We start from the raw sequence: 20,702 nt of genomic DNA on the forward strand, positions 1-20,702 counted from the left end.
CATCGCGGGCAAGACCAATCCCGCATCGAATGTCTTCCTTCGGTCTATGTCGTTCAATGAGGCGCGTGCATGAAACGTTTTGCTTTGGCAGTGACCTGTTCCCTGCTGGCTATGAATGCCTTTGCGGCCCCGAAGTCCTGCGATGAACTCAAGGACGAAATCGAGGCCCGCATTCAGGCCAATAACGTCACGTCCTACACGCTGGAGATCGTCACCAACGATGAGGTCCAGGACCAGAATATGGTCGTCGGCAGCTGCGAAAACGGCACCAGGAAGATTATCTATCAGCGCAATGATCGCTGATCAGATGCAGTGAACATTCCCCTCCTCTGCAACCACGTTGCGCTGCGCGTCGTATAGCCAGGCGTCGACGTCGTTGGTCAATGACCGCACCTCCAACATATAACGTTGCCCGGCAGTGAAATGCGCGTAATCGATGCTGACGAAGCAGGTGATTTCCGTGTAGTCGTCACCCATCAGCCCCAGGCTGCCGTACCGGTACTCATAGTCGTAGCGCACCTGAAGTGAATGCGCGCCCGGCGTAACCTGAAAATAGCGGCCGTCGTAGGTGTTCGTGCCGTCGAGTTTGTCGGCCATGACCACCTTGCCGGTGATGGTGCGCAAATCGACCCAGGCCATGTCCGGATTCACAGCGGGCAAGGGACCGGCGCAACCGGCCAGGGCTGTGAGGGCGAGAATCAGTGTCATGACGCGCATGCTGTGCTCCCTTTCTGAACCGACAGCGATGATAGTTGCGCCGGTCTTGTCTGTCCTGCATAACAACACGGTATTCAGATGTGAAGGCCGTGTATGCCACGACTCAATGTTTTACGCCTCTGGCGGGGTTTGCCGGTACTGGCGATTTTGCTGCTCGGCGGTTGTTCCAGCGTGGCCTATTACGGTCAATTGGCGCAGGGGCAATGGCAGCTGTTGCAGGCCCGCGAGCCGGTCGAGGCCGTTATCGCCGATCCGCATCGCGATCCGGCGTTGCGTGCGCATCTGGCGCAGTCGCAGAAAGCGCGCGTCTTTGCCAGCGAACACCTGCATTTGCCGGACAACAAGAGCTATCGCCTGTACGCCGATCTGGGTCGTCCTTACGTGGTATGGAACGTATTCGCGACGGATGAGTTCTCGCTGGATCCGGTGACGCACTGTTTTCCGATTGCCGGTTGCGTCGCGTATCGCGGGTATTACACGCCCGGTGGCGCGCGCGGTGAAGCGGCCTTGCAGCGTCAGGCGGGCAAGGACGTGTACCTCAGCGGCGTGGAAGCCTATTCGACGCTGGGCTGGTTCAACGACCCGATCCTCAGCACCATGCTGGGCTGGGGCGACGAACGCCTGGCGACACTGATCTTTCATGAGCTGGCGCATCAGCGGTTTTACGTGAAGGATGACACTGAATTCAACGAGTCCTATGCAAGCTTCGTTGAGCAGGAAGGCACGCGGCAGTGGCGTGCAGCCCGTGGCCTGCCGCCTGAAAGCGTGTCGCAATCCACGCGCCGCGATCAGTTCATCAAGCTTGTGCTCGATACCCGCGAGCGGCTGAAAATGCTTTATCACCAGCCGCTTTCGCCTGAGCTCATGCGCGAGCGCAAGGCGGCCGAGTTCGAACGCCTGCGCCGTGATTACCGAAAGGTTCGTGATGAGCAATGGGGTGGTGACAAGCGCTTCGACGGCTGGATCAACAGCCCGATGAACAACGCCAAGCTGCTGCCCTTCGGGCTTTACGATCAATGGGTGCCGGCATTCGAGACGCTGTTCAAACAGGAAAATGGCGATTGGGAAGCGTTTTTCCGCGCCGTCGAAAAGCTCGGCGGTCTGCCCACCGACGCCCGCAAGGCCGCCTTGCGGGCGCTGATGCCCTGAGCCGGTTCGTCGATCGCTGCCGTGCTCGTCAGTCAGTGAACGCCTGGTGCAACTCGGCGACTGTCGCAAAGTGATACGTCGGGTTCTCTGCCGTCAGCTCTTCATGACTGCCAAACCCATAACCGACCGCGGCGACAGCCAGCCCGTTGCGCAGTCCGCCAATCAGGTCGTGCTTGCGGTCGCCGATCATCAGAGTGTGTGCGGGATCAAGCTTTTCCTCGGCCAGCAAGTGAGCGATCAGTTCCACTTTGTCGGTGCGGGTGCCGTCCAGTTCGCTGCCGTAGATCACCATGAAGTGCCTGGCGAAATCAAAGTGACGGGCAATTTCCCGGGCGAATTCCCAAGGCTTGGACGTCGCGATATAAAGGCGCCGCCCCTGTCCGGCCAGGGTTTCCAACAGCTCGGCCACGCCGTCGAACACTTGGTTCTCATATAGCCCGGTTACACGAAAGCGCTCGCGGTAAAAGCCCACCGCTTCCCACGCACGGGCTTCATCCATGTCGTAGTGCCGCATGAAGGCCTGTAGCAGTGGCGGGCCGATGAAGTGCTCCAACCGGGTAATGTCCGGCTCCTCGATACCCAGACGCGACAGGGCGAACTGGATCGAGCGAGTGATTCCCAGACGCGGGTCGGTCAGGGTGCCGTCAAGGTCGAAGAGAATGTTTTGATAATGCATGGGCGCCTTGAACTGCAGGTCATTCAGCATGGTTGGTCGAAGCCTTCTGCCAAGTGTTGGTCCTTGAGTTTCACGTAGTTGGTCGCACTGTAAGGGAAAAAGGCGAGCTCTTTTTCGGTCAGCGCCCTCACCTGCTTCACCGGACGGCCCACATACAGAAAGCCGCTTTCCAGCACCTTACCCGGTGGTACCAGACTGCCCGCGCCAATGATCACCCGATCCTGCACCACCGCGCCGTCCATGAGGGTCGAGCCCATGCCGATCAGGACCTGATTGCCGATCGTGCAACCGTGCAGCATCGCTTTGTGGCCGATGGTCACTTCATCGCCGATCAGCAGCGGGAAGCCGTCCGGATTGAATGGCCCGGCATGGGTGATGTGTAGAACGCTGCCGTCCTGCACGCTGGTGCGAGCGCCGATGCGGATGCGGTGCATGTCGCCACGCACCACCGTCAGCGGCCAGATCGAGCTGTCGGCACCGATCTCGACGTTGCCGATCACCATTGCCGAATGATCGACGAAGGCCCGTTCGCCGAGTGTTGGGGTGTGGTCCTGAAACTTGCGAATGGCCACGATAGGCTCCTTCTTTGGCGGTGATAGGGTTTCGATGCTGCGGTCGGCGTCGATTGTAATTAAGATGCAGGAGTGTTTCTTCCAGCCAAGGTGCAAAACCGTGAGCGCGAACAACCCGCTTCTGCAATCGTACGACCTGCCACCCTTCTCGGCGATCCGTGCCGAGCATGTCAAACCTGCCATCGACCAGATCCTGGCGGACAACCGCGCTGCAATTGCCGACATTCTCGCCAAACAGGGATCGGCACCGACCTGGGCCGGACTGGTGCTGACCATGGACGAACTGAATGATCGCCTTGGCGCGGCCTGGAGCCCGGTCAGCCACTTGAATGCCGTGTGCAACAGTGCCGAATTGCGTGAAGCCTACGAGTCGTGCCTGCCGGCGCTGAGCGCCTATTCCACGGAAATGGGCCAGAACCGCGCTTTGTTCCAGGCTTATGAAGCGTTGGCCAACAGCCCGGAAGCGGCGAATTTCGACGTCGGCCAGAAGACCATTCTGGAGCAGTCGCTGCGCGACTTCCGTTTGTCCGGCATCGACCTGCCGCCCGAGCAGCAGAAGCGTTACGCCGAAGTGCAAAGCAAGCTGTCGGAGCTGGGCAGCCAGTTCTCCAACCAGTTGCTGGACGCTACTCAGGCCTGGACCAAGAGGGTTGCAGACGAATCCGCCCTTGCCGGCCTGACCGATTCGGCCAAACAGCAGATGGCGGCCGCTGCCAAGGCCAAGGATCTGGACGGCTACCTGATCACGCTGGAATTCCCCAGCTATTACGCAGTGATGACCTACGCCGAAGACCGTGCGCTGCGCGAAGAAGTCTACGCCGCTTATTGCACCCGCGCCTCGGACCAAGGACCCAATGCAGGCAAGAACGACAATGGCCCGATCATGGAGCAGATTCTCGACCTGCGTCAGGAACTGGCTCAACTGCTCGGTTATGCCAATTTCGCCGAACTGAGTCTGGCGACCAAGATGGCCGAGTCCAGCGATCAGGTGCTGAGTTTCCTGCGCGACCTGGCCAAGCGCAGCAAGCCGTTCGCCGCTCAGGACCTTGAACAGCTCAAGGCCTATGCGGCGGAGCAGGGTTGCCCGGATCTGCAGAGCTGGGACAGCGGTTTCTACGGCGAAAAGTTGCGTGAACAGCGTTACAGCGTTTCTCAGGAAGCCCTGCGTGCCTACTTCCCTATCGACAAAGTGCTGGGCGGGCTGTTCGCCATCGTGCAGCGTCTGTATGGCATCGAAATCGCCGAGCAAAAAGGCTTCGATACCTGGCATCCAGACGTACGCCTGTTCGAGATCAAAGAAAACGGCCAGCATGTCGGCCGCTTCTTCTTCGACCTGTACGCCCGCGCCAACAAGCGTGGTGGCGCATGGATGGATGGCGCTCGCGACCGTCGTCGTACCGCCGAAGGCACCCTGCAAAGCCCGGTTGCCAATCTGGTCTGCAATTTCACCCCGGCAGTCGGCGGCAAGCCTGCTCTGCTGACTCACGACGAAGTCACCACACTCTTCCACGAGTTCGGTCACGGCCTGCATCACCTGCTGACCCGCGTTGAACACGCTGGCGTGTCGGGCATCAATGGCGTGGCCTGGGATGCGGTCGAGCTGCCGAGCCAGTTCATGGAAAACTGGTGCTGGGAGCCTGAAGGCCTGGCGCTGATTTCCGGTCACTACGAAAGCGGCGAACCGCTGCCGCAAGACCTGCTGGAGAAGATGCTTGCCGCGCGCAACTTCCAGTCGGGCCTGATGATGGTGCGCCAGCTGGAGTTCTCGTTGTTCGACTTCGAGCTGCATGCCACTCACGGCGACGGGCGCAGTGTATTGCAGGTGCTCGAAGGCGTACGCGACGAAGTGTCGGTCACGCGTCCACCGGCCTACAACCGTTTCCCGAACAGCTTCGCGCACATCTTCGCGGGCGGTTACGCGGCGGGTTACTACAGCTACAAGTGGGCTGAAGTGCTATCGGCCGATGCGTTTTCGAAGTTCGAAGAAGACGGCGTGCTCAATGCCCAAACCGGTCGTGCGTTCCGCGAAGCCATCCTCGCCCGTGGCGGTTCGCAGGCACCGATGGTGCTGTTCGTCGACTTCCGCGGACGCGAGCCGTCGATTGACGCACTCTTGCGCCACAGTGGTTTGAGTGAGGACGCGGCAGCATGACCGATACACCTGCGGTCGTTACCAAAAAGCGCTTCATCGCCGGGGCTGTCTGCCCGGCGTGCAGCGAGCCCGACAAGTTGATGATGTGGAGCGAGGACGACGTGCCGCACCGCGAGTGCGTCAACTGCGGCTACAGCGACACGCTCAACGAGCAGGGGCTGTCGGTGCCGAAAGAGCTGGGCACGCGGGTCAACAAGGTGGTGGTAAAGCCTGCCGATCCTAAAGTGCAAGGTGTGCAGTTCTTTCCGAATCCGAAACTGAAAAAGCCGGTTGATCCGAGCTGACCGGCCTCGATCACAGGATGCATCAGGGCTTTTTCAAAGCCCTGATGCTCTGGAGCTCAATGCTCAGCTTTTTATGGAAAGATCCATTTTCATGAAGGCGTTGACCAGTTCAAGCAATATCTCGTCGTCCGCAGCGTCGGTTTTTTGATTGCCATCGACGTCCGCCTTACTTTTAACCGTGTCATAAGGTGCCCCTTTTGCCGGGGCTGTCACGAACGCGGTAAATTCGGTGTCGCCCTTTTTGGCTGATTGCTCCTCGCCTGGTTGTTCCGCGTTTGATTTTTTCTTGTCTGGCCTCTTATTGGGAAGCTCGCTGTTCCAGAACTCTACGATTACTTCAGGGGTGTCATCGCCCTCAATTTCGGCAATAGACAATCTGACCTCATAAGTAGCCATTTCCTTGATCTCCTGTTTCTTGATTTCGTCTGGAGCGGTATCACGGCACTTCTGGCGAGCGCGCTCTATCCTTCCGACAACTCAACGATTTTTTCTTTGAATGAGCGAGCAAGCTCAATCAGTATTTCGGCTATGTCTTCATCACCCCTGATGTCGAGTTCGCACTCCTGACGGGTGTCCAGCGTGAGTAAAACAGAGCTGATGAGGATTTTGTTTTCGTACAATTCGGCAGAAATTTCGGGGTACTTCTTTTTATTCAAATCGTCTGCTGACAACCGAACCACGTATTTGGCCATACCCACCTCTTCGTCAGGCACGTTGCCAGGGTCAACCGATCTGGCATTCGATCAAGCTATGCCTGGTCGATAAAGTCGTCTACTGACAGAAATGACAGGTGGTCGAACGTACAGGGCGGTCTTACCGCTGGTCAGCAGACCGAGGTTTTCGGGCCATGCCGGTCGGGTATTCTGTGATTTTAGTTTACTGTATGTATAAACAGTATTCGGATCATGTCAGATGTCCAACTCCCTTCCCGTGCGCGGGCGCGGCACCGCCAGTAATCCGCATAACCGTTTCGCGCCCAGCCGTTCCGTTGCCGAGGACGATGGCTGGTATCAGGAAGTCCCGATGACTCAAGGCACGACGGTCACGTTCGAGACCGCCAAAAGCATCATCACCCGCAACAGCTCGCCGGATATTCCGTTCGACCGCTCGATCAATCCCTATCGCGGCTGCGAACACGGGTGCATCTATTGCTTCGCCAGGCCTAGCCATGCGTACTGGGATATGTCGCCCGGGCTGGATTTCGAAACGAAGCTGATCGCCAAGACCAACGCGGCGGCGCTGCTGGAACAGCAGTTGTCCAAGCCTGGCTACCGGTGCGCGCCGATCACGCTGGGTGCCAACACCGATCCTTATCAACCCATAGAGCGCGAGCATAAAATCACCCGCGCCACGCTTGAGGTGCTGCTGCGCTATCGTCACCCTGTCAGCATCATCACCAAAGGCTCACTGATCCTGCGCGATCTCGACTTGCTGGCCGAGATGGCGAAGCTTCGTCTGGTGTCGGTGTTCATCAGCCTGACGACGCTGGACGACGAACTCAAGCGCATCCTCGAGCCCAGAGCCGCTGCGCCGAAAGCGCGATTGCGGGCGATCAAGGTGTTGCGCCAGGCCGGTGTGCCGGTCGGCGTGTTGTGCGCACCGATGATTCCGATGATCAATGACAGCGAACTGGAAGCGTTGCTGACCGAGGCCAAGGCGGCGGGCGCTCTGAGTGCCAGCTATGTCATGCTGCGTCTGCCTCTGGAAGTTGCGCCGCTGTTCGACGAGTGGTTGAAGACGCACTACCCCCAGCGCGCCGATCATGTGCTGAGTCTTATCCGCCAGAGCCGGGGCGGTGCGCTGTATGACAGCCAGTTTGGCTCGCGCATGCGCGGGGGAGGTCCTTTCGCCGACCTGCTTGCCCAACGCTACGCCATGGCGGTCAAACGGCTGGGATTGAATAAACGTGAGAGCTTCGTTCTGGATTGCGAAGCGTTTTGCCCGCCAGGCGGTCAGATGTCGCTGTTGTGACGAACCTGGTACGTTCGTGCAAACCCGCATTCCAGAGCGTTCGCATTCAGTTTCACTTAAGCTTGGGCCGTTAGTCTGTAACTCGGAGTGACACCAGCGGTAGCGTTCAAGGGAACCGAACGCGATGCCATAAACAGGGATCACATCCGGCTCTGGTTAAGCACGCATGAGAAATCCACATCAATCCGTCAGAGAGGATGAAGACATGAGAGACATGGATAAACAGCCGTCGGCTACGTCGTCCAGTACACATAGCCACTCGGATAGTGCCGACGTAGCGTTGAAACATATCGTCGATGGCTTCGTACATTTTCGTAAAGAAGTCTTCCCTCAGCAGGAAGAACTCTTCAAGAAACTGGCTACCGCGCAATCGCCGCGAGCCATGTTCATTACCTGCGCGGACTCGCGCATCGTCCCCGAGCTGATCACTCAGAGCTCGCCAGGCGACCTTTTCGTAACCCGTAACGTCGGTAACGTCGTGCCTCCGTATGGCCAGATGAACGGTGGTGTATCCACTGCGCTGGAGTACGCGGTCGTCGCATTGGGCGTTCAGCACATCATCGTTTGCGGCCACTCCGACTGCGGCGCGATGCGAGCGGTGCTCAACCCGGACAGCCTGGACAAAATGCCGACGGTAAAAGCCTGGCTGCGTCATGCAGAGGTCGCCCGTACGGTCGTCGAGCAGAACTGCAACTGCACCGGCGAGCTGGAAACCATGCAGGTCCTGACTCAGGAAAACGTGATTTCCCAGTTGCAGCACTTGCGCACCCACCCTTCGGTTGCTGCGAAGATGGCCAGCGGTCAGCTGTTCATCCACGGTTGGGTCTACAGCATCGAAACCAGTGAAATCCTGGCTTACGACGCTGAAAGCGACCGCTTCGTGCCGCTCGATGGCACCGGCCCCGTACCCATGGCTTCCCCGAAAGCACGCTTTTCAGCTGACTGATCTCAGTCACGACTGACGGCAAGCCCTTCTTTATCGCTGGTGGCGGCTGCGCTTGTTGCGCGCCGCCAGCTTTGCCTCGTCTGAAGAATCCCGGAGAAGTGTCATGGGCGCTACACAATTGAAATCCGTTCTACCACGGGAGCTACTGGCTTCCGTGGTTGTGTTTTTGGTGGCGCTTCCCCTGTGCATGGGGATCGCGATTGCTTCAGGCATGCCGCCTGCTAAAGGTCTGATCACCGGCATCATCGGCGGTCTTGTCGTGGGCTGGCTGGCCGGTTCGCCGTTGCAGGTCAGTGGTCCGGCCGCCGGCCTGGCGGTACTGGTGTTTGAACTGGTGCGCGAGCACGGGATGGCGATGCTGGGCCCGATCCTGCTGCTGGCCGGTCTGCTGCAACTGCTGGCCGGTCGCTTCAAGTTGGGCTGCTGGTTCCGTGTCACAGCACCTGCCGTGGTCTACGGCATGCTCGCCGGTATCGGCGTGCTGATCGTGCTGTCCCAGGCACATGTGATGTTCGACAGCGGACCGAAACCCTCCGGCCTGGATAATCTGATCGGTTTCCCGGCTACGCTGGTTCAGGCCATCGGTCCGGGATCGGGCATGCAGGCAGGCATGTTGGGCCTGGGTACGATCCTGATCATGTGGGGTTGGGACAAGCTGCGTCCCCAGTCATTGCGCTTCGTTCCGGGTGCCCTGCTCGGCGTCGGTATCGCGACCGCCATCAGCCTGTTCATGGCGCTGGACGTCAAGCGTGTTCAGGTGCCCGAGAACCTCGCCGATGCTATCGACTGGCTGCGTCCTGGCGACCTGCTGAATCTGGCCGATCCCGGTATTCTGATCGCCGCCATCGCCGTGGCCTTCATTGCCAGTGCCGAAACGCTGCTGTCTGCGGCGGCGGTAGACCGCATGCACAGCGGTGTGCGTTCGGACTTCGATAAAGAACTCAGCGCCCAGGGTGTGGGCAACATGCTGTGCGGTCTGTTGGGCGCGCTGCCGATGACCGGCGTAATCGTACGCAGTTCGGCCAACGTTCAGGCCGGTGCAACGACGCGTTTCTCGACGATCTTCCACGGCCTGTGGCTGCTGGCATTCGTCCTGCTGCTGTCCAGTGTGCTGCAGAGCATTCCGGTGGCGAGTCTGGCGGGTGTATTGGTCTACACCGGTCTGAAACTGGTCGATCTGAAAACCTTCCGGGGCCTGGGCCGTTATGGCCGTATGCCGATGTTCACTTACGCAGCGACCGCTGGCGCGATCATCTTCACCGACCTGTTGACGGGTGTGCTGGTGGGCTTTGGTCTGACGCTGGTCAAGCTGGCGCTCAAAGCGTCGCGTCTGAAGATCAACCTGGTCGAGCTGCCGGGCAATAAAGAGTACGAACTGCGTCTGGTGGGTGCGGCGACCTTCCTCAAGGTGCCGGCGCTGACTCAGGTGCTGGGCACCGTTCCGGTCGGCAGCACGCTGCATGTGCCGCTGAATAACCTGACCTACATCGACCACTCCTGTCTGGAGCTGCTCGAGGACTGGGGACGTGCCAATGCCGCTCACGGCACCAGGCTGGTGATCGAACCTCGGGGCTTGAAGCGTCGACTCGAAGGGCGGGTCTATACCACCACCGGGATTGGTTCAGGCGCTGCCTGACCGGATGATCCCACGTGAGCCGGATGGGTCTTCGCGTAGCAGCGGAGCGTCATCCGGCTCCTTCCTTTGCTTGCGAAGACATGTGATGCGGCGGGCAGATCAGACCACGGAACGTTCCAGTTCCAGCCCGATACCCAGTTGACGTGACAGGCTTGGCCAGCGCTTCCAGGCGGCTTCGGTGTCAGGGCTGCTCAGTTTCTCGCGATAGGCTTCGACAGAATCCAGTGCGAAATCCTCATCATCGAGCAGTTGATCGACGGCGTGGTGCACGGCTTCATCGAGTTGATTGGCGAATTGTTCTCCAATCAACTGGTGAGCAATCACGCTGGCAACTGTCGTGTTGGACGGAATCAGCGGCTGACCGAAGTGCTTGATGTAAAGGTCGTTCACTTCCTCGACCAGACGATGCGCCAGATAGGCTTCATCCAGCAGGCTGTCGAGCCCTTCGTGGCCCTGCATGATTGCAGGCGGTGCGGTGAAAAAGTGCTCGGCGATCTTTAGCACCGGTTTGATCTGCCCTTCGATACCCGCCTGGACAGCCACTTCGTGAGCAGCGTCCAGCAGATCAGGCACCAGATCGATATAGGCCGTAACGAAACGCGTCAGCGCTCCTTGTGCATCGACATCGGGTAAATGAATGGCAGGGTGAAGGTGCGGTAGCTGGTTTTTCAGCTGTTGTAGCAACTGGCCAGTCTCGGTCTCGTGCTGTTGTGCTTTTTTTATCTGCTCGCGCAATGCGGCCGTGTTCATGACGATATGGGCTCCTGAAAGCATATAACCAGGGGACGGTTATTGATCAACGTCATACGTTAGCTTGATTAACTAAATACCTCAGACGTTTTTGTCATAACCGTTTCACATTTATATGTATTTGCGCTTAAAAACCGTTTTTTGCGGATTTATCGAGGGTTGGGCACGAGAAATCGCCGCTCATTTGCCGGGCTGGCGCTCATCCGGCGCTGCGTTGCGTGCCTTGGTGCTATGTCTATACTCGACGTCTGAGGAAGTCGGCTTGTGATCACCCGCTGTGCAAACAGCCTGTGTTGATCATTGTTCTGCAGTCGGTAGCCCGCTCCCTTGTCCGCGGCCTGGTCCGCGCAAGCACAAGAGTGTGTGGGGGGAACCCTAAATGCGGCTTCCAAGGGTCTGGATGGGCCTGCTGCTGTGGTCGACGTTCGAGCAGACTCACGCAGCCTGGACGACCAACATGTCACCCGGCGCGTCAGTGGTCAGCGGCGCGGTGTTCGATCTGCACATGACCATTTTCTGGATATGCGTGGTGATCGGGCTGGTGGTGTTCGGTGCCATGCTCTGGTCGGTATTTGCACATCGGCGGTCAACTGGCCGGCAGGCCGCACACTTTCATGAAAACACCACGGTCGAGATCCTCTGGACCATTGTCCCGTTTCTGATTCTGGTCGCGATGGCGATCCCGGCAACGCGCACGCTGATCAGCATGTACGACGCCAGCGAGTCGGACGTCGATATCCAGATCACCGGCTATCAGTGGAAATGGCATTACAAATACCTGGGCCAGGACGTGGAGTTCTTCAGCAATCTGGCCACCACCACGCATCAGATCCATAACCGCGACGACAAGGGCGATCACTACCTGCTGGAAGTCGACCAGCCGCTGGTGCTGCCGGTCGGCGAGAAGATTCGCTTTCTGGTAACCGGTGCCGACGTGATCCACTCCTGGTGGGTGCCCGCCTTTGCCGTCAAACGTGATGCCGTGCCGGGATTCATCCATGAAGCCTGGACCCGCATCGAGAAACCCGGCATTTACCGAGGCCAGTGCACCGAGCTGTGCGGCAAGGACCATGGCTTCATGCCCATCGTGGTCGACGCTCGTTCTCCTGCCGATTACGAACGCTGGCTGGCCGAGCGCAAGCAGGAAGCCGCGCGGCTCAAGGAACTGACCAGCAAGGAGTGGACCCGCGAAGAACTCATCGCTCAGGGGGACAAGGTCTATCACACCGTCTGCGCAGCCTGTCATCAGCCCGAAGGGCAAGGCTTGCCACCGATGTTCCCGGCGCTCAAGGGTTCGAAAATCGCCACCGGTCCGATGGCCGATCACCTGAATATCGTCGTCAACGGCAAGCCGGGCACCGCGATGGCGGCGTTTGGCAAGCAGTTGTCGGAAGTCGATATCGCCGCCGTCGTGACCTACGAGCGCAATGCCTGGGGCAACAACAAGGGCGACATGGTGACGCCCAAGGAAGTGTTGACGCTCAAGCAGGTGCAGCCGTGAACGACGCTGCCGGGACGATTCGGGCGAGCATGCTCGCCAACGCGCTTCTCCCACCGCCACCCGTGCAGCGGATGGATTGCCGTTTTCGCGAGCGAGCTCCCACATGGACTGTCACCATCGCGCATCGCTGCTGTACCGGCGATACGGGAGCGACTTCCAGATTCATAGAACGCTGTCTCACCGGAGGCCGACATGAGTGCAGTGATTGACGACCATGGCCACGTCGGCCATGACCATGCCCACGGCCCGGCCAAGGGCTTGATGCGCTGGGTGCTGACCACCAATCACAAGGACATCGGCACGATGTACCTGTGGTTCAGCTTCAGCATGTTCCTGTTGGGCGGCTCGTTCGCGATGGTGATCCGGGCCGAGCTGTTCCAGCCGGGCCTGCAGATCGTCGAGCCGGAATTCTTCAATCAGATGACCACCATGCACGGCCTGATCATGGTCTTTGGCGCGGTAATGCCCGCCTTCGTCGGTCTGGCCAACTGGATGATCCCGTTGATGATCGGCGCGCCGGACATGGCGCTGCCGCGCATGAATAACTTCAGCTTCTGGCTGTTGCCGGCAGCGTTCCTGCTATTGGTTTCCACATTGTTCATGCCCGGCGGCGGGCCCAATTTCGGCTGGACGTTCTATGCCCCGCTTTCGACGACGTATGCACCCGAAAGCGTGACTTTTTTCATATTTGCCATTCATATGATGGGTATCAGCTCAATCATGGGCGCGATCAATGTGGTGGCGACTATCCTGAATCTGCGCGCACCCGGCATGACGCTGATGAAAATGCCGCTGTTCGTCTGGACCTGGCTGATCACCGCTTTCCTGTTGATTGCCGTGATGCCGGTGCTGGCCGGTTGCGTGACCATGATGTTGATGGACATCCATTTCGGCACCAGCTTCTTCAATGCGGCGGGCGGCGGCGATCCGGTGCTGTTCCAGCATGTGTTCTGGTTCTTCGGCCATCCCGAGGTGTACATCATGATCCTGCCGGCCTTCGGCGCGGTCAGCTCGATCATTCCGGCGTTCTCGCGCAAGCCATTGTTCGGCTACACCTCGATGGTCTACGCGGTCGCGGCCATCGCCTTCCTGTCGTTCATTGTCTGGGCGCACCACATGTTCGTGGTCGGCGTGCCCTTGGTGGGCGAACTGTTCTTCATGTACGCGACCATGCTGATTGCCGTGCCGACCGGGGTGAAGGTGTTCAACTGGGTCAGCACCATGTGGAAAGGATCGCTGACCTTCGAGGCGCCAATGCTGTTCGCGGTGGCCTTTGTGATTCTGTTCAGCATCGGGGGCTTTTCCGGGCTGATGTTGTCGATTGCGCCCGCCGACTTCCAGTATCAGGACACCTACTTCGTGGTGGCGCATTTCCACTACGTGCTGGTGCCGGGTGCGATCTTCGGGATCTTTGCGTCAGCGTATTACTGGTTGCCGAAATGGACCGGCCACCTGTACGACGAAACCCTGGCCAAGCTGCATTTCTGGCTGTCTTTCGTGGGCATGAACCTGGCGTTCTTCCCCATGCACTTTGTCGGTCTGGCAGGCATGCCGCGCAGGATTCCGGATTACAACCTGCAGTTCGCCAATTTCAACATGCTGTCGTCCATTGGCGCCTTCACCTTTGGCGCAACCCAGCTACTGTTTCTGTTTATCGTGATCAAGACCATCCGGGGCGGCCAACCGGCCCCGGCCAAACCCTGGGATGGGGCCGAGGGGCTGGAGTGGAGCCTGCCCTCGCCTGCGCCTTATCACACCTTCAGTACACCGCCGGACGTGAAGTGAGTTGCGCATGAACCAGAGCTTGCCCCTCAGACGACTCATTACCCGCCTGCTGCTGTTGGTGGTGCTTATGTTCGCATTCGGTTTTGCGCTGGTGCCGTTGTACGACGTGATGTGCAAGGCCTTCGGCATCAACGGCAAGACTGGCGATCAGTATCAGGGCACGCAAATCATCGATGACACACGCCAGGTGAAGGTGCAGTTCCTGTCCTCCAACTCGGCCGACATGGTCTGGGCGTTCTACCCCAGAAGCGAGCAGATCGATGTTCATCCGGGGGCGGTCAACGAGATGATCTTCATCGCGCAAAACCCGACCGACCGGACCATGACCGCCCAGGCGGTGCCGAGCATCTCGCCAGGCCAGGCCGCCGCGTACTTTCACAAGACCGAGTGCTTCTGCTTCACCCAGCAGGTCCTGCAGCCTGGCGAGCGGATTGAAATGCCGGTGCGTTTCATCGTCGATCGCGACCTGCCCAAAGACGTGAAAAACCTGACGCTGGGCTACACGCTGTTCGACATCACCGCTCGCCAGACACCCGCTGCGCCGGTGGCCAGGAACGGTGGCTAGAGGAGATCGCAAATGGCAACGCCTCACGAGCATTACTACGTTCCGGCACAGAGCAAATGGCCGATCATTGCCACCGTGGCGCTGTTGATCACGATGTTCGGTCTGGGCACCTGGTTCAATGACATGAAAGCGGGCCGGCCCGAGTCCAATGGCCCGCTGATCTTCTTCATCGGTGCCTTGTTGATCGTGTACATGATGTACGGCTGGTTCAGCGCGGTGGTCAAGGAAAGCCGGGCCGGTCTGTACAGCGCGCAAATGGATCGCTCGTTCCGCTGGGGCATGGCCTGGTTCATCTTTTCCGAAGTGAGCTTCTTTCTGGCGTTCTTCTTCGTGCTGTTCTACGTGCGCATCTGGGTCGGGCCTTGGTTGGGCGGCGAAGGCGCCAACGGGATTTCGAACATGCTCTGGCCGAACTTCGAATACACCTGGCCGATGCTCGACACACCCGATCCGAAACTCTACCCGGCCCCCAAGGGCATCATCAATCCCTGGCAACTGCCGCTGCTCAACACCGTGCTGCTGGTCAGTTCCAGCGTGACAATCACTTTCGCTCACCACGCCCTGAAGAAAGGCCATCGGACTGCCCTGAAACGCTGGCTGGCATTGACCATCCTGCTGGGCTGGACCTTTCTGTTCTTCCAGGTCGAGGAGTACATGCACGCGTATCACGAGCTGGGGCTGACGCTGGGCTCCGGTATCTATGGCGCGACCTTTTTCATGTTGACCGGCTTCCATGGCGCGCACGTGACCATCGGTACCCTGATTCTGTTCGTGATGCTGATGCGCATCCTGCGCGGACACTTCAACGCCGAGCACCCGTTCGGCTTCGAAGCGGCGAGCTGGTACTGGCATTTCGTGGACGTGGTGTGGGTCGGGCTGTTCGTTTTCGTTTATGTGCTTTGACGATGAGCGCGAGGCGTGGGCACACCGTTCACCACGGGGCATGTGACACCAGTTGTCCGCTGTAGAACCCCCAGGTGATCAGCGCCAGGGTCAGGGCCGCCAGAATCACGCGCAATGCCAGGGCCTTGAGCAAGCGGGTCGAGTGATTGCCGTCCTTGACCAGAAAGAACAGCCCGCTAAACAGGCTGGCAATCGTGGCGGCCAGCATTAGAACAATCGCCGCTTTGAGCATCAGAGGACTCCAGGAGCAATCGCGATGATGCAATGGAGTATAGGTCTGGCCCCAAGGGCAGACCGGAGGCTGTGATGAACCGCTTCAAACCGGGGCTGTGGCCGACCCTGATCGTGTTGCTCCTGCTGCCGGTTCTGGCATCGCTGGGTTTCTGGCAGCTGGACCGGGGTGAGCAGAAACGCATGATGCTCGACCTTTATGCCGAGCGCCGCTCTGCCGAACCGGTCGCCATCGGCGCTGTGCTATACGTCGAAGACGCTGCCTGGCGTCGGGTACACGTCAGGGGGCGTTTCGATGCAGAACACAGCGTGCTGATGGACAACAGCATTCGCGAGGGGCACGTTGGCGTCGAGCTGCTCCAGCCGTTTGTCGATCACGCCAGTGGGCTCTGGCTGTTGATCAATCGGGGCTGGCTGCCGTGGCAGGATCGCCGCACCACCCCCGTTTTCACTACGCCTGATCGAGTGTTGGAACTGGACGCCTGGGTCTACCTGCCCACCCGTGCCGCGTTTCAATTGCAGGCCGATACACCGCAAGGCTCCTGGCCGAGGCTGGTCACGGCGGTCGCGGCCGATCAGTTGTGGAACGAGCTGGGGCGCGAAGGCTATCCCGACGAGTTGCGGCTCGAACCTGGACCGGCGGCGTACCGGGTCGACTGGCCGGTGGTCGCGATCAGCCCGGAAAAGCACACGGCCTATGCCGTGCAATGGTTTGCGTTGTCCACTGCGCTGCTCGGCCTCTACCTGTATCGGGGCTGGTTCCTCGGTAGAGCGTCGCAGGAGGATGCACATGGAAACCGCCATGAACCCCGTCGACCTGTCTGATCCGCAACGTCAGCGCAAAGGCCGCCTGCAACTGTTGCTGGTGGTTGCGATTGCCCTGGCACCCATGATTCTTGCCACGTGCATGTACATCTTCGGCTTCTGGGTGCCGGAAAGTCGCAGCTATCACGGCGTACTGATCGGCACCGGGCAGAGCCGTGCCGACCTTGGGGTTTCGGCTGTCGAGCGCCGCTGGCAGTTGCTGGTCAGTGCGCCCGATCGCTGCGAGGCGGCGTGTCGGCAACTGGTCTACCTGGCCCGGCAGGTACAGATCGGGCTGGGACGAGATGCGCCTCGCGCCAGTCATGCGCTGGCCGGCGCGCAGCCGCTTGACCCCCAATATGCCGCCACGCTGGACAGGGAATACCCGCACCTGCTGCGTTATCCACTGGAGCTTTCGCGCTACGGCACGATTGCGCCTGATCGACAGAATGCCTATCTGTGGATCATCGATCCTCACGGCAATCTGGTGCTGCGTTACGACGCGGGCGTCAACGGCAATGACCTGCTCAAGGACCTGCGCCGCCTGCTGAAACTCTCGAACATCGGCTGAAGGGAGGTTGCCATGTCCCGTCCCGGATATCGTCTCGCATTGTTGGCCACTGTGCTTGCGCTGGTGGTGGTGATGCTCGGTGCCTACACGCGCCTGACCCATGCGGGGCTCGGGTGCCCCGACTGGCCGGGCTGTTATGGCTTCATCGGCGTGCCCGGCAATGAGCGCCAGCTCGAGCATGCGCAACTGCGCTTTCCGGATACACCGGTGCAGGCGGACAAAGGCTGGCGCGAGATGATCCACCGCTATTTTGCGGGCGCTCTGACGTTGATCATCTCGTGGCTGGCGGTACAGGCCTGGCGGCATCGGCGGCGTATCGGGTATCCGTTCAAACTGGCGGTCATGTTGTTGGGGGTGGTGGCCGCGCAAGCGGCATTCGGCATGTGGACCGTGACGCTGCAACTCTGGCCGCAGGTTGTGGCCGGGCATCTGTTGGGCGGCATCGCGACCTTGAGCCTGCTGTTTCTGCTGACGCTGCGTCTGAGCGGCATCCGCCGGGCTGCGCTGCCCGTGCCCGCCCGGCTAAAGCGGCTGGCGGCGCTCGGATTGGTGCTGGTCATGGTCCAGATCGCACTGGGCGGCTGGGTAAGCGCCAACTATGCCGCGATGGCCTGCACCGACCTGCCGACCTGTCAGGGGCGCTGGTGGCCGGATGCCGATTTCAGCAACGCCTTCCACCTGACCCAGCACATCGGCCCCAATTATCAGGGTGGTCATCTCGACAGCGAGGCGCGCACCGCGATTCATCTCACCCACCGGATCGGCGCGGCGCTGGTGACCTTGACCTTGCTCGGCCTGGCCTGGCAGCTCACGCGTTGCGGCTTCAGGAAACTGGCCTGGCTGTTGCTGTTGGCGCTGGGCACGCAGTTGGCGCTGGGGCTCGGCAATGTGCTGCTTCATTTGCCGCTGCTGCTTGCCGTCGCACACAGCGCGGGCGGCGCGGTGCTGATGCTGTGCCTGACGCTGATCAACTATCGCGTCGCCCGGCCTTGGTCATTGCACTTCGCCGAGTGCGACGACCCGACCGGGCTGGTCGATCTGAGGCCGAGGATGCGTTGATATGCCTTCACTGACCCGGCAACACTTACGCTACAACGTGTGGCATGACTATCTGGAACTGACCAAGCCGAAAGTTGTTCTGCTGATGCTGATCACCTCGATGATCGGCATGCTGCTCGCCTCCGACACGTCGGTGGCCTGGGTCACGCTGATCATCGGCAATCTGGGCATCGGCCTGTGTGCGGCGGGGGCCGCTGCGGTGAATCATGTGGTGGACCGGCGCATTGACGCGCACATGGCGCGTACCCACCAGCGGCCAATTGCCCGAGGGCGTATTTCGCCCGGCTCGGCGCTGATCTTCGCGCTGGTTCTGGCGCTGACGGGTCAGGCCTTGCTGTTCCTGTTCATCAACGCCCTGACCGCCTGGCTGACCCTGGCATCGCTGCTGGGTTACGCGGTGATCTACACCGGCTTTCTCAAACGGGCCACGCCGCAGAACATCGTTATTGGCGGTCTGGCGGGGGCGGCACCGCCGTTACTGGGCTGGGTCGCCGTCACCGGGCAAATCAGCGCCGAGCCCTTGCTGTTGATGCTGATCATCTTCGCCTGGACACCGCCGCACTTCTGGGCGCTGGCCATTCACCGCAAGACCGAATACGCCCGTGTGGATATCCCGATGTTGCCGGTGACCCACGGCGAGCACTTCACCAAGGTGCACATCGTGCTGTACACCCTGATTCTGCTGGCGGTCAGTCTGTTGCCGTTCGTGATTCACATGAGCGGTCCGTTATACCTGACGTGCGCTCTGGCCCTGGGACTGCGCTTCCTGCACTGCAGCTGGGTGCTGTACCGTGGCACTCGACCGCACGCCGCGATCGACACGTTCAAGTACTCTGTGTGGTACTTGTTCCTGCTCTTTATCGCGCTGCTCGCCGATCACTATTTATTGTTGATGCCATGACCCGAACCCAGAAGACCGTCTTCATCCTCGTTGCTATCGTTGCCCTGATCATGGGCCTGACCATCAACCGCGTGCTGTCCGGCAAGGGACCGGGCGACCAGACGGCGTTGATCGATGCCGGCGTGATCCTGTTGCCGCAAAGCCGCAGCCTGCCAGCATTGAGCATGACCGACCAGAATGGCGCACCGCTGGAGCTGGATGAACTCAAGGACAAATGGACGCTGGTGTTCTTCGGCTACACCTACTGTCCGGACATCTGCCCCACCACACTGGCACAGCTGCGCGACATCAGAAGCAAGTTGCCCAGGGACGCGGTGGACCGGATGCGCGTGGTGCTGGTCAGCGTCGATCCGAATCGCGACACACCGCAGCAGCTCAAGCAATACCTGGGCTACTTCGACCCGCAGTACATCGGCTTGAGCGCGCCAGTGCCCGACATCCAGAAGCTGGCCAGCGCGCTGAGCATCCCGTTCATACCGGCCGACACCGGAAAGCCGGGCTACACCGTTGACCACAGCGGCAATCTGGCCCTGATCGGCCCGGACGGCAGACAACGCGGCTTCATCCGCTCACCGCTGAACATGCAGAAGCTGGTGGCGCAGTTGCCGGGGTTGCTGGAGAGAGACTAGAGGGGCGTGCTATCAGAGGGGTTGCCTGAACGCAGAGCGTCCGGGCTGCATGCCAACGCGGTGCGTTGGCATGCTCGGGTCCGGCTTCAGATCAGAACGCCGGAACCACGGCGCCTTTGTATTTCTCGATCAGGAAGGCTTTGACTTCAGGGCTGTTCAGCGCGGCGACCAGCTTTTTCATCGCGTCCGAATCCTTGTTGTCCGGGCGGGCAACCAGAATGTTGGCATAAGGCGATTCGGCACCTTCGATGATCAGCGCGTCCTTGGTCGGATCAAGCTTGGCGCTCAGCGCGTAGTTGGTGTTGATCAGCGCCAGATCGACCTGAGTCAGCACGCGAGGCAGCGTGGCGGCTTCCAGTTCGCGGAATTTCAGGTCTTTCGGGTTATTCACCACGTCCGAAGGCTTGGACAGGATGCTGGTCGGGTCCTTCAAGGTGATCAGACCGGCCTTGGCCAGCAGCAACAGCGCACGACCTTCGTTGGTGGCGTCGTTGGGCAGCGCGACATTGGCACCGTTTGGCAACTCGTCCAGCTTCTTGAATTTGTCCGAATAGGCGCCGAACGGCTCGACGTGAACCTTGGCCACGGCCACCAGATCGGTGCCCTTGCCCTTGTTGAACTCATCCAGATACGGCTGGTGCTGGAAGAAGTTGGCGTCCATGCGCTTCTGCGAGACCTGCACGTTCGGCTGAATGTAATCGTTGAAGACCTTGATGTTCAGGTCCACGCCTTCTTTTTCCAGGGTTGGTTTGACGAACTCCAGAATCTCGGCGTGCGGCACAGCCGATGCCGCAACGGTCAGGGTTTCGTTGGCCTGTGCGGACAGCGCGGTGACAGCGGCAAATATGGCCAATAGCTTTTTCATGCAACAACTCCTTTGAGGCCCGCCTGAGACAGGCC

General features: G+C 59.8%; 24 protein-coding genes. 16 read left to right on the forward strand and 8 right to left on the reverse strand.

Translation table 11 applies throughout. From position 1 onward, the window contains the following. Positions 1 to 69: 69 nt before the first annotated feature. A complete protein-coding gene (locus tag BZK31_RS02055) occupies positions 70 to 303 on the forward strand; it encodes a DUF1161 domain-containing protein (protein WP_083181088.1) in 234 nt (77 codons plus the stop codon). On the opposite strand, the gene BZK31_RS02060 is transcribed toward BZK31_RS02055, so the two are convergent. Further along, a complete protein-coding gene (locus tag BZK31_RS02060; protein WP_083181089.1) occupies positions 304 to 717 on the reverse strand; it encodes a PA0061/PA0062 family lipoprotein in 414 nt (137 codons plus the stop codon). Between the two features lie 93 nt (positions 718 to 810). Between BZK31_RS02060 and BZK31_RS02065 the strand changes: the two genes are divergently transcribed. After that, entirely contained in the window at positions 811 to 1,866 is a 1,056-nt protein-coding gene (locus tag BZK31_RS02065; protein WP_083181090.1) for an aminopeptidase, read from the forward strand. 28 nt (positions 1,867 to 1,894) lie between these two features. Here the strand turns inward: BZK31_RS02065 and BZK31_RS02070 are convergent, their stop codons facing one another. Together BZK31_RS02070 and BZK31_RS02075 are read right to left on the reverse strand one after the other, a co-directional pair. Beyond that, positions 1,895 to 2,542: an HAD family hydrolase gene (locus BZK31_RS02070; protein ID WP_083181132.1), complete on the reverse strand. Its 648-nt coding sequence runs from the start codon at positions 2,540 to 2,542 to the stop codon at positions 1,895 to 1,897. A gap of 23 nt (positions 2,543 to 2,565) precedes the next feature. Beyond that, positions 2,566 to 3,114, reverse strand: coding sequence for a gamma carbonic anhydrase family protein (locus BZK31_RS02075; RefSeq protein ID WP_083181091.1), 549 nt, complete (start codon positions 3,112 to 3,114; stop codon positions 2,566 to 2,568). A 64-nt stretch (positions 3,115 to 3,178) separates the two neighbouring features. Between BZK31_RS02075 and prlC the strand changes: the two genes are divergently transcribed. Both prlC and BZK31_RS02085 read left to right on the forward strand, forming a co-directional pair. Continuing rightward, entirely contained in the window at positions 3,179 to 5,266 is a 2,088-nt protein-coding gene (prlC, locus tag BZK31_RS02080; RefSeq protein WP_167377825.1) for an oligopeptidase A, read from the forward strand. Then, entirely contained in the window at positions 5,263 to 5,550 is a 288-nt protein-coding gene (locus BZK31_RS02085) for a YheV family putative zinc ribbon protein (RefSeq protein WP_024685329.1), read from the forward strand. Before prlC ends, BZK31_RS02085 begins: the two co-directional genes overlap by 4 nt. A 63-nt stretch (positions 5,551 to 5,613) precedes the next feature. Here the strand turns inward: BZK31_RS02085 and BZK31_RS02090 are convergent, their stop codons facing one another. Beyond that, a complete protein-coding gene (locus BZK31_RS02090) occupies positions 5,614 to 5,946 on the reverse strand; it encodes a hypothetical protein (protein ID WP_083181093.1) in 333 nt (110 codons plus the stop codon). A gap of 65 nt (positions 5,947 to 6,011) precedes the next feature. After that, positions 6,012 to 6,242 carry a hypothetical protein gene (locus tag BZK31_RS02095; RefSeq protein WP_083181094.1) on the reverse strand — a complete coding sequence of 77 codons (231 nt, stop codon included), beginning with the start codon at positions 6,240 to 6,242 and terminating at the stop codon, positions 6,012 to 6,014. A gap of 220 nt (positions 6,243 to 6,462) precedes the next feature. Between BZK31_RS02095 and BZK31_RS02100 the strand changes: the two genes are divergently transcribed. From BZK31_RS02100 to BZK31_RS02110, 3 genes are all read left to right on the forward strand, one after another. Beyond that, on the forward strand, positions 6,463 to 7,521 hold the full coding sequence (locus tag BZK31_RS02100) for a PA0069 family radical SAM protein (RefSeq protein WP_083181095.1): 1,059 nt from the start codon (positions 6,463 to 6,465) through the stop codon (positions 7,519 to 7,521). 205 nt (positions 7,522 to 7,726) lie between these two features. Beyond that, positions 7,727 to 8,467, forward strand: a complete 741-nt coding sequence (locus BZK31_RS02105; RefSeq protein ID WP_083181096.1) for a carbonic anhydrase — start codon at positions 7,727 to 7,729, stop codon at positions 8,465 to 8,467. 103 nt (positions 8,468 to 8,570) lie between these two features. Then, on the forward strand, positions 8,571 to 10,103 hold the full coding sequence (locus BZK31_RS02110; RefSeq protein WP_083181097.1) for a SulP family inorganic anion transporter: 1,533 nt from the start codon (positions 8,571 to 8,573) through the stop codon (positions 10,101 to 10,103). 99 nt (positions 10,104 to 10,202) lie between these two features. Here the strand turns inward: BZK31_RS02110 and BZK31_RS02115 are convergent, their stop codons facing one another. Beyond that, positions 10,203 to 10,853, reverse strand: coding sequence for a hypothetical protein (locus tag BZK31_RS02115; RefSeq protein WP_083181098.1), 651 nt, complete (start codon positions 10,851 to 10,853; stop codon positions 10,203 to 10,205). Positions 10,854 to 11,232: 379 nt separating this feature from the next. On the opposite strand from BZK31_RS02115, the gene coxB reads away from it, so the two are divergent. The 4 genes from coxB to BZK31_RS02135 all read left to right on the forward strand — a co-directional run bounded on the left by coxB (position 11,233) and on the right by BZK31_RS02135 (position 15,607). Continuing rightward, positions 11,233 to 12,354, forward strand: coding sequence for a cytochrome c oxidase subunit II (coxB, locus tag BZK31_RS02120; RefSeq protein ID WP_083181099.1), 1,122 nt, complete (start codon positions 11,233 to 11,235; stop codon positions 12,352 to 12,354). A gap of 192 nt (positions 12,355 to 12,546) precedes the next feature. Beyond that, positions 12,547 to 14,139 carry a cytochrome c oxidase subunit I gene (gene ctaD / locus BZK31_RS02125; protein ID WP_083181100.1) on the forward strand — a complete coding sequence of 531 codons (1,593 nt, stop codon included), beginning with the start codon at positions 12,547 to 12,549 and terminating at the stop codon, positions 14,137 to 14,139. 7 nt (positions 14,140 to 14,146) lie between these two features. Continuing rightward, a complete protein-coding gene (locus tag BZK31_RS02130; protein ID WP_083181101.1) occupies positions 14,147 to 14,704 on the forward strand; it encodes a cytochrome c oxidase assembly protein in 558 nt (185 codons plus the stop codon). Positions 14,705 to 14,716: 12 nt separating this feature from the next. Further along, a complete protein-coding gene (locus BZK31_RS02135) occupies positions 14,717 to 15,607 on the forward strand; it encodes a cytochrome c oxidase subunit 3 (protein ID WP_083181102.1) in 891 nt (296 codons plus the stop codon). A gap of 28 nt (positions 15,608 to 15,635) precedes the next feature. Here the strand turns inward: BZK31_RS02135 and BZK31_RS02140 are convergent, their stop codons facing one another. Beyond that, entirely contained in the window at positions 15,636 to 15,839 is a 204-nt protein-coding gene (locus tag BZK31_RS02140; protein ID WP_083181103.1) for a twin transmembrane helix small protein, read from the reverse strand. Between the two features lie 74 nt (positions 15,840 to 15,913). On the opposite strand from BZK31_RS02140, the gene BZK31_RS02145 reads away from it, so the two are divergent. Genes BZK31_RS02145 through BZK31_RS02165 form a run of 5 tightly spaced genes read left to right on the forward strand, consistent with a single transcriptional unit; the run spans position 15,914 to position 19,802 of the window. Beyond that, positions 15,914 to 16,663 (forward strand): SURF1 family protein, encoded by a 750-nt coding sequence (locus tag BZK31_RS02145; protein ID WP_083181104.1) that lies wholly within the window; start codon positions 15,914 to 15,916, stop codon positions 16,661 to 16,663. Beyond that, positions 16,629 to 17,213: a hypothetical protein gene (locus tag BZK31_RS02150; RefSeq protein WP_083181105.1), complete on the forward strand. Its 585-nt coding sequence runs from the start codon at positions 16,629 to 16,631 to the stop codon at positions 17,211 to 17,213. The genes BZK31_RS02145 and BZK31_RS02150 overlap by 35 nt, the downstream gene beginning before the upstream one ends. Positions 17,214 to 17,225: 12 nt before the next feature. Beyond that, on the forward strand, positions 17,226 to 18,272 hold the full coding sequence (locus BZK31_RS02155) for a COX15/CtaA family protein (protein ID WP_083181106.1): 1,047 nt from the start codon (positions 17,226 to 17,228) through the stop codon (positions 18,270 to 18,272). A gap of 1 nt (position 18,273) precedes the next feature. Next, on the forward strand, positions 18,274 to 19,173 hold the full coding sequence (cyoE, locus tag BZK31_RS02160) for a heme o synthase (protein ID WP_083181107.1): 900 nt from the start codon (positions 18,274 to 18,276) through the stop codon (positions 19,171 to 19,173). Beyond that, positions 19,170 to 19,802 carry an SCO family protein gene (locus tag BZK31_RS02165; RefSeq protein ID WP_083181108.1) on the forward strand — a complete coding sequence of 211 codons (633 nt, stop codon included), beginning with the start codon at positions 19,170 to 19,172 and terminating at the stop codon, positions 19,800 to 19,802. The genes cyoE and BZK31_RS02165 overlap by 4 nt, the downstream gene beginning before the upstream one ends. Positions 19,803 to 19,893: 91 nt before the next feature. Here BZK31_RS02165 and BZK31_RS02170 read toward each other — a convergent pair whose 3' ends face one another. Continuing rightward, positions 19,894 to 20,667 carry a MetQ/NlpA family ABC transporter substrate-binding protein gene (locus BZK31_RS02170; protein WP_083181109.1) on the reverse strand — a complete coding sequence of 258 codons (774 nt, stop codon included), beginning with the start codon at positions 20,665 to 20,667 and terminating at the stop codon, positions 19,894 to 19,896. Between the last annotated feature and the right edge of the window lie 35 nt (positions 20,668 to 20,702).

The sequence above is a fragment of the Pseudomonas floridensis genome (assembly GCF_002087235.1).
GTDB lineage: Bacteria > Pseudomonadota > Gammaproteobacteria > Pseudomonadales > Pseudomonadaceae > Aquipseudomonas > Aquipseudomonas floridensis.

What these genes read in the sequence shown, in the direction of transcription:
- prlC (WP_167377825.1), top strand. Translation starts at nt 3,179, where the DNA reads ATGCAGGAGTGTTTCTTCCAGCCAAGGTGCAAAACCGTGAGCGCGAAC.
- BZK31_RS02085 (WP_024685329.1), top strand. Translation starts at nt 5,263, where the DNA reads ATGACCGATACACCTGCGGTCGTTACCAAAAAGCGCTTCATCGCCGGG.
- BZK31_RS02150 (WP_083181105.1), top strand. Translation starts at nt 16,629, where the DNA reads ATGGAAACCGCCATGAACCCCGTCGACCTGTCTGATCCGCAACGTCAG.
- cyoE (WP_083181107.1), top strand. Translation starts at nt 18,274, where the DNA reads ATGCCTTCACTGACCCGGCAACACTTACGCTACAACGTGTGGCATGAC.
- BZK31_RS02070 (WP_083181132.1), bottom strand. Translation starts at nt 2,542, where the DNA reads ATGCATTATCAAAACATTCTCTTCGACCTTGACGGCACCCTGACCGAC.
- BZK31_RS02165 (WP_083181108.1), top strand. Translation starts at nt 19,170, where the DNA reads ATGACCCGAACCCAGAAGACCGTCTTCATCCTCGTTGCTATCGTTGCC.
- BZK31_RS02130 (WP_083181101.1), top strand. Translation starts at nt 14,147, where the DNA reads ATGAACCAGAGCTTGCCCCTCAGACGACTCATTACCCGCCTGCTGCTG.
- coxB (WP_083181099.1), top strand. Translation starts at nt 11,233, where the DNA reads ATGCGGCTTCCAAGGGTCTGGATGGGCCTGCTGCTGTGGTCGACGTTC.
- BZK31_RS02100 (WP_083181095.1), top strand. Translation starts at nt 6,463, where the DNA reads ATGTCCAACTCCCTTCCCGTGCGCGGGCGCGGCACCGCCAGTAATCCG.
- ctaD (WP_083181100.1), top strand. Translation starts at nt 12,547, where the DNA reads ATGAGTGCAGTGATTGACGACCATGGCCACGTCGGCCATGACCATGCC.
- BZK31_RS02135 (WP_083181102.1), top strand. Translation starts at nt 14,717, where the DNA reads ATGGCAACGCCTCACGAGCATTACTACGTTCCGGCACAGAGCAAATGG.
- BZK31_RS02060 (WP_083181089.1), bottom strand. Translation starts at nt 717, where the DNA reads ATGCGCGTCATGACACTGATTCTCGCCCTCACAGCCCTGGCCGGTTGC.
- BZK31_RS02145 (WP_083181104.1), top strand. Translation starts at nt 15,914, where the DNA reads ATGAACCGCTTCAAACCGGGGCTGTGGCCGACCCTGATCGTGTTGCTC.
- BZK31_RS02105 (WP_083181096.1), top strand. Translation starts at nt 7,727, where the DNA reads ATGAGAGACATGGATAAACAGCCGTCGGCTACGTCGTCCAGTACACAT.
- BZK31_RS02065 (WP_083181090.1), top strand. Translation starts at nt 811, where the DNA reads ATGCCACGACTCAATGTTTTACGCCTCTGGCGGGGTTTGCCGGTACTG.
- BZK31_RS02140 (WP_083181103.1), bottom strand. Translation starts at nt 15,839, where the DNA reads ATGCTCAAAGCGGCGATTGTTCTAATGCTGGCCGCCACGATTGCCAGC.
- BZK31_RS02095 (WP_083181094.1), bottom strand. Translation starts at nt 6,242, where the DNA reads ATGGCCAAATACGTGGTTCGGTTGTCAGCAGACGATTTGAATAAAAAG.
- BZK31_RS02170 (WP_083181109.1), bottom strand. Translation starts at nt 20,667, where the DNA reads ATGAAAAAGCTATTGGCCATATTTGCCGCTGTCACCGCGCTGTCCGCA.
- BZK31_RS02090 (WP_083181093.1), bottom strand. Translation starts at nt 5,946, where the DNA reads ATGGCTACTTATGAGGTCAGATTGTCTATTGCCGAAATTGAGGGCGAT.
- BZK31_RS02115 (WP_083181098.1), bottom strand. Translation starts at nt 10,853, where the DNA reads ATGAACACGGCCGCATTGCGCGAGCAGATAAAAAAAGCACAACAGCAC.
- BZK31_RS02110 (WP_083181097.1), top strand. Translation starts at nt 8,571, where the DNA reads ATGGGCGCTACACAATTGAAATCCGTTCTACCACGGGAGCTACTGGCT.
- BZK31_RS02055 (WP_083181088.1), top strand. Translation starts at nt 70, where the DNA reads ATGAAACGTTTTGCTTTGGCAGTGACCTGTTCCCTGCTGGCTATGAAT.
- BZK31_RS02155 (WP_083181106.1), top strand. Translation starts at nt 17,226, where the DNA reads ATGTCCCGTCCCGGATATCGTCTCGCATTGTTGGCCACTGTGCTTGCG.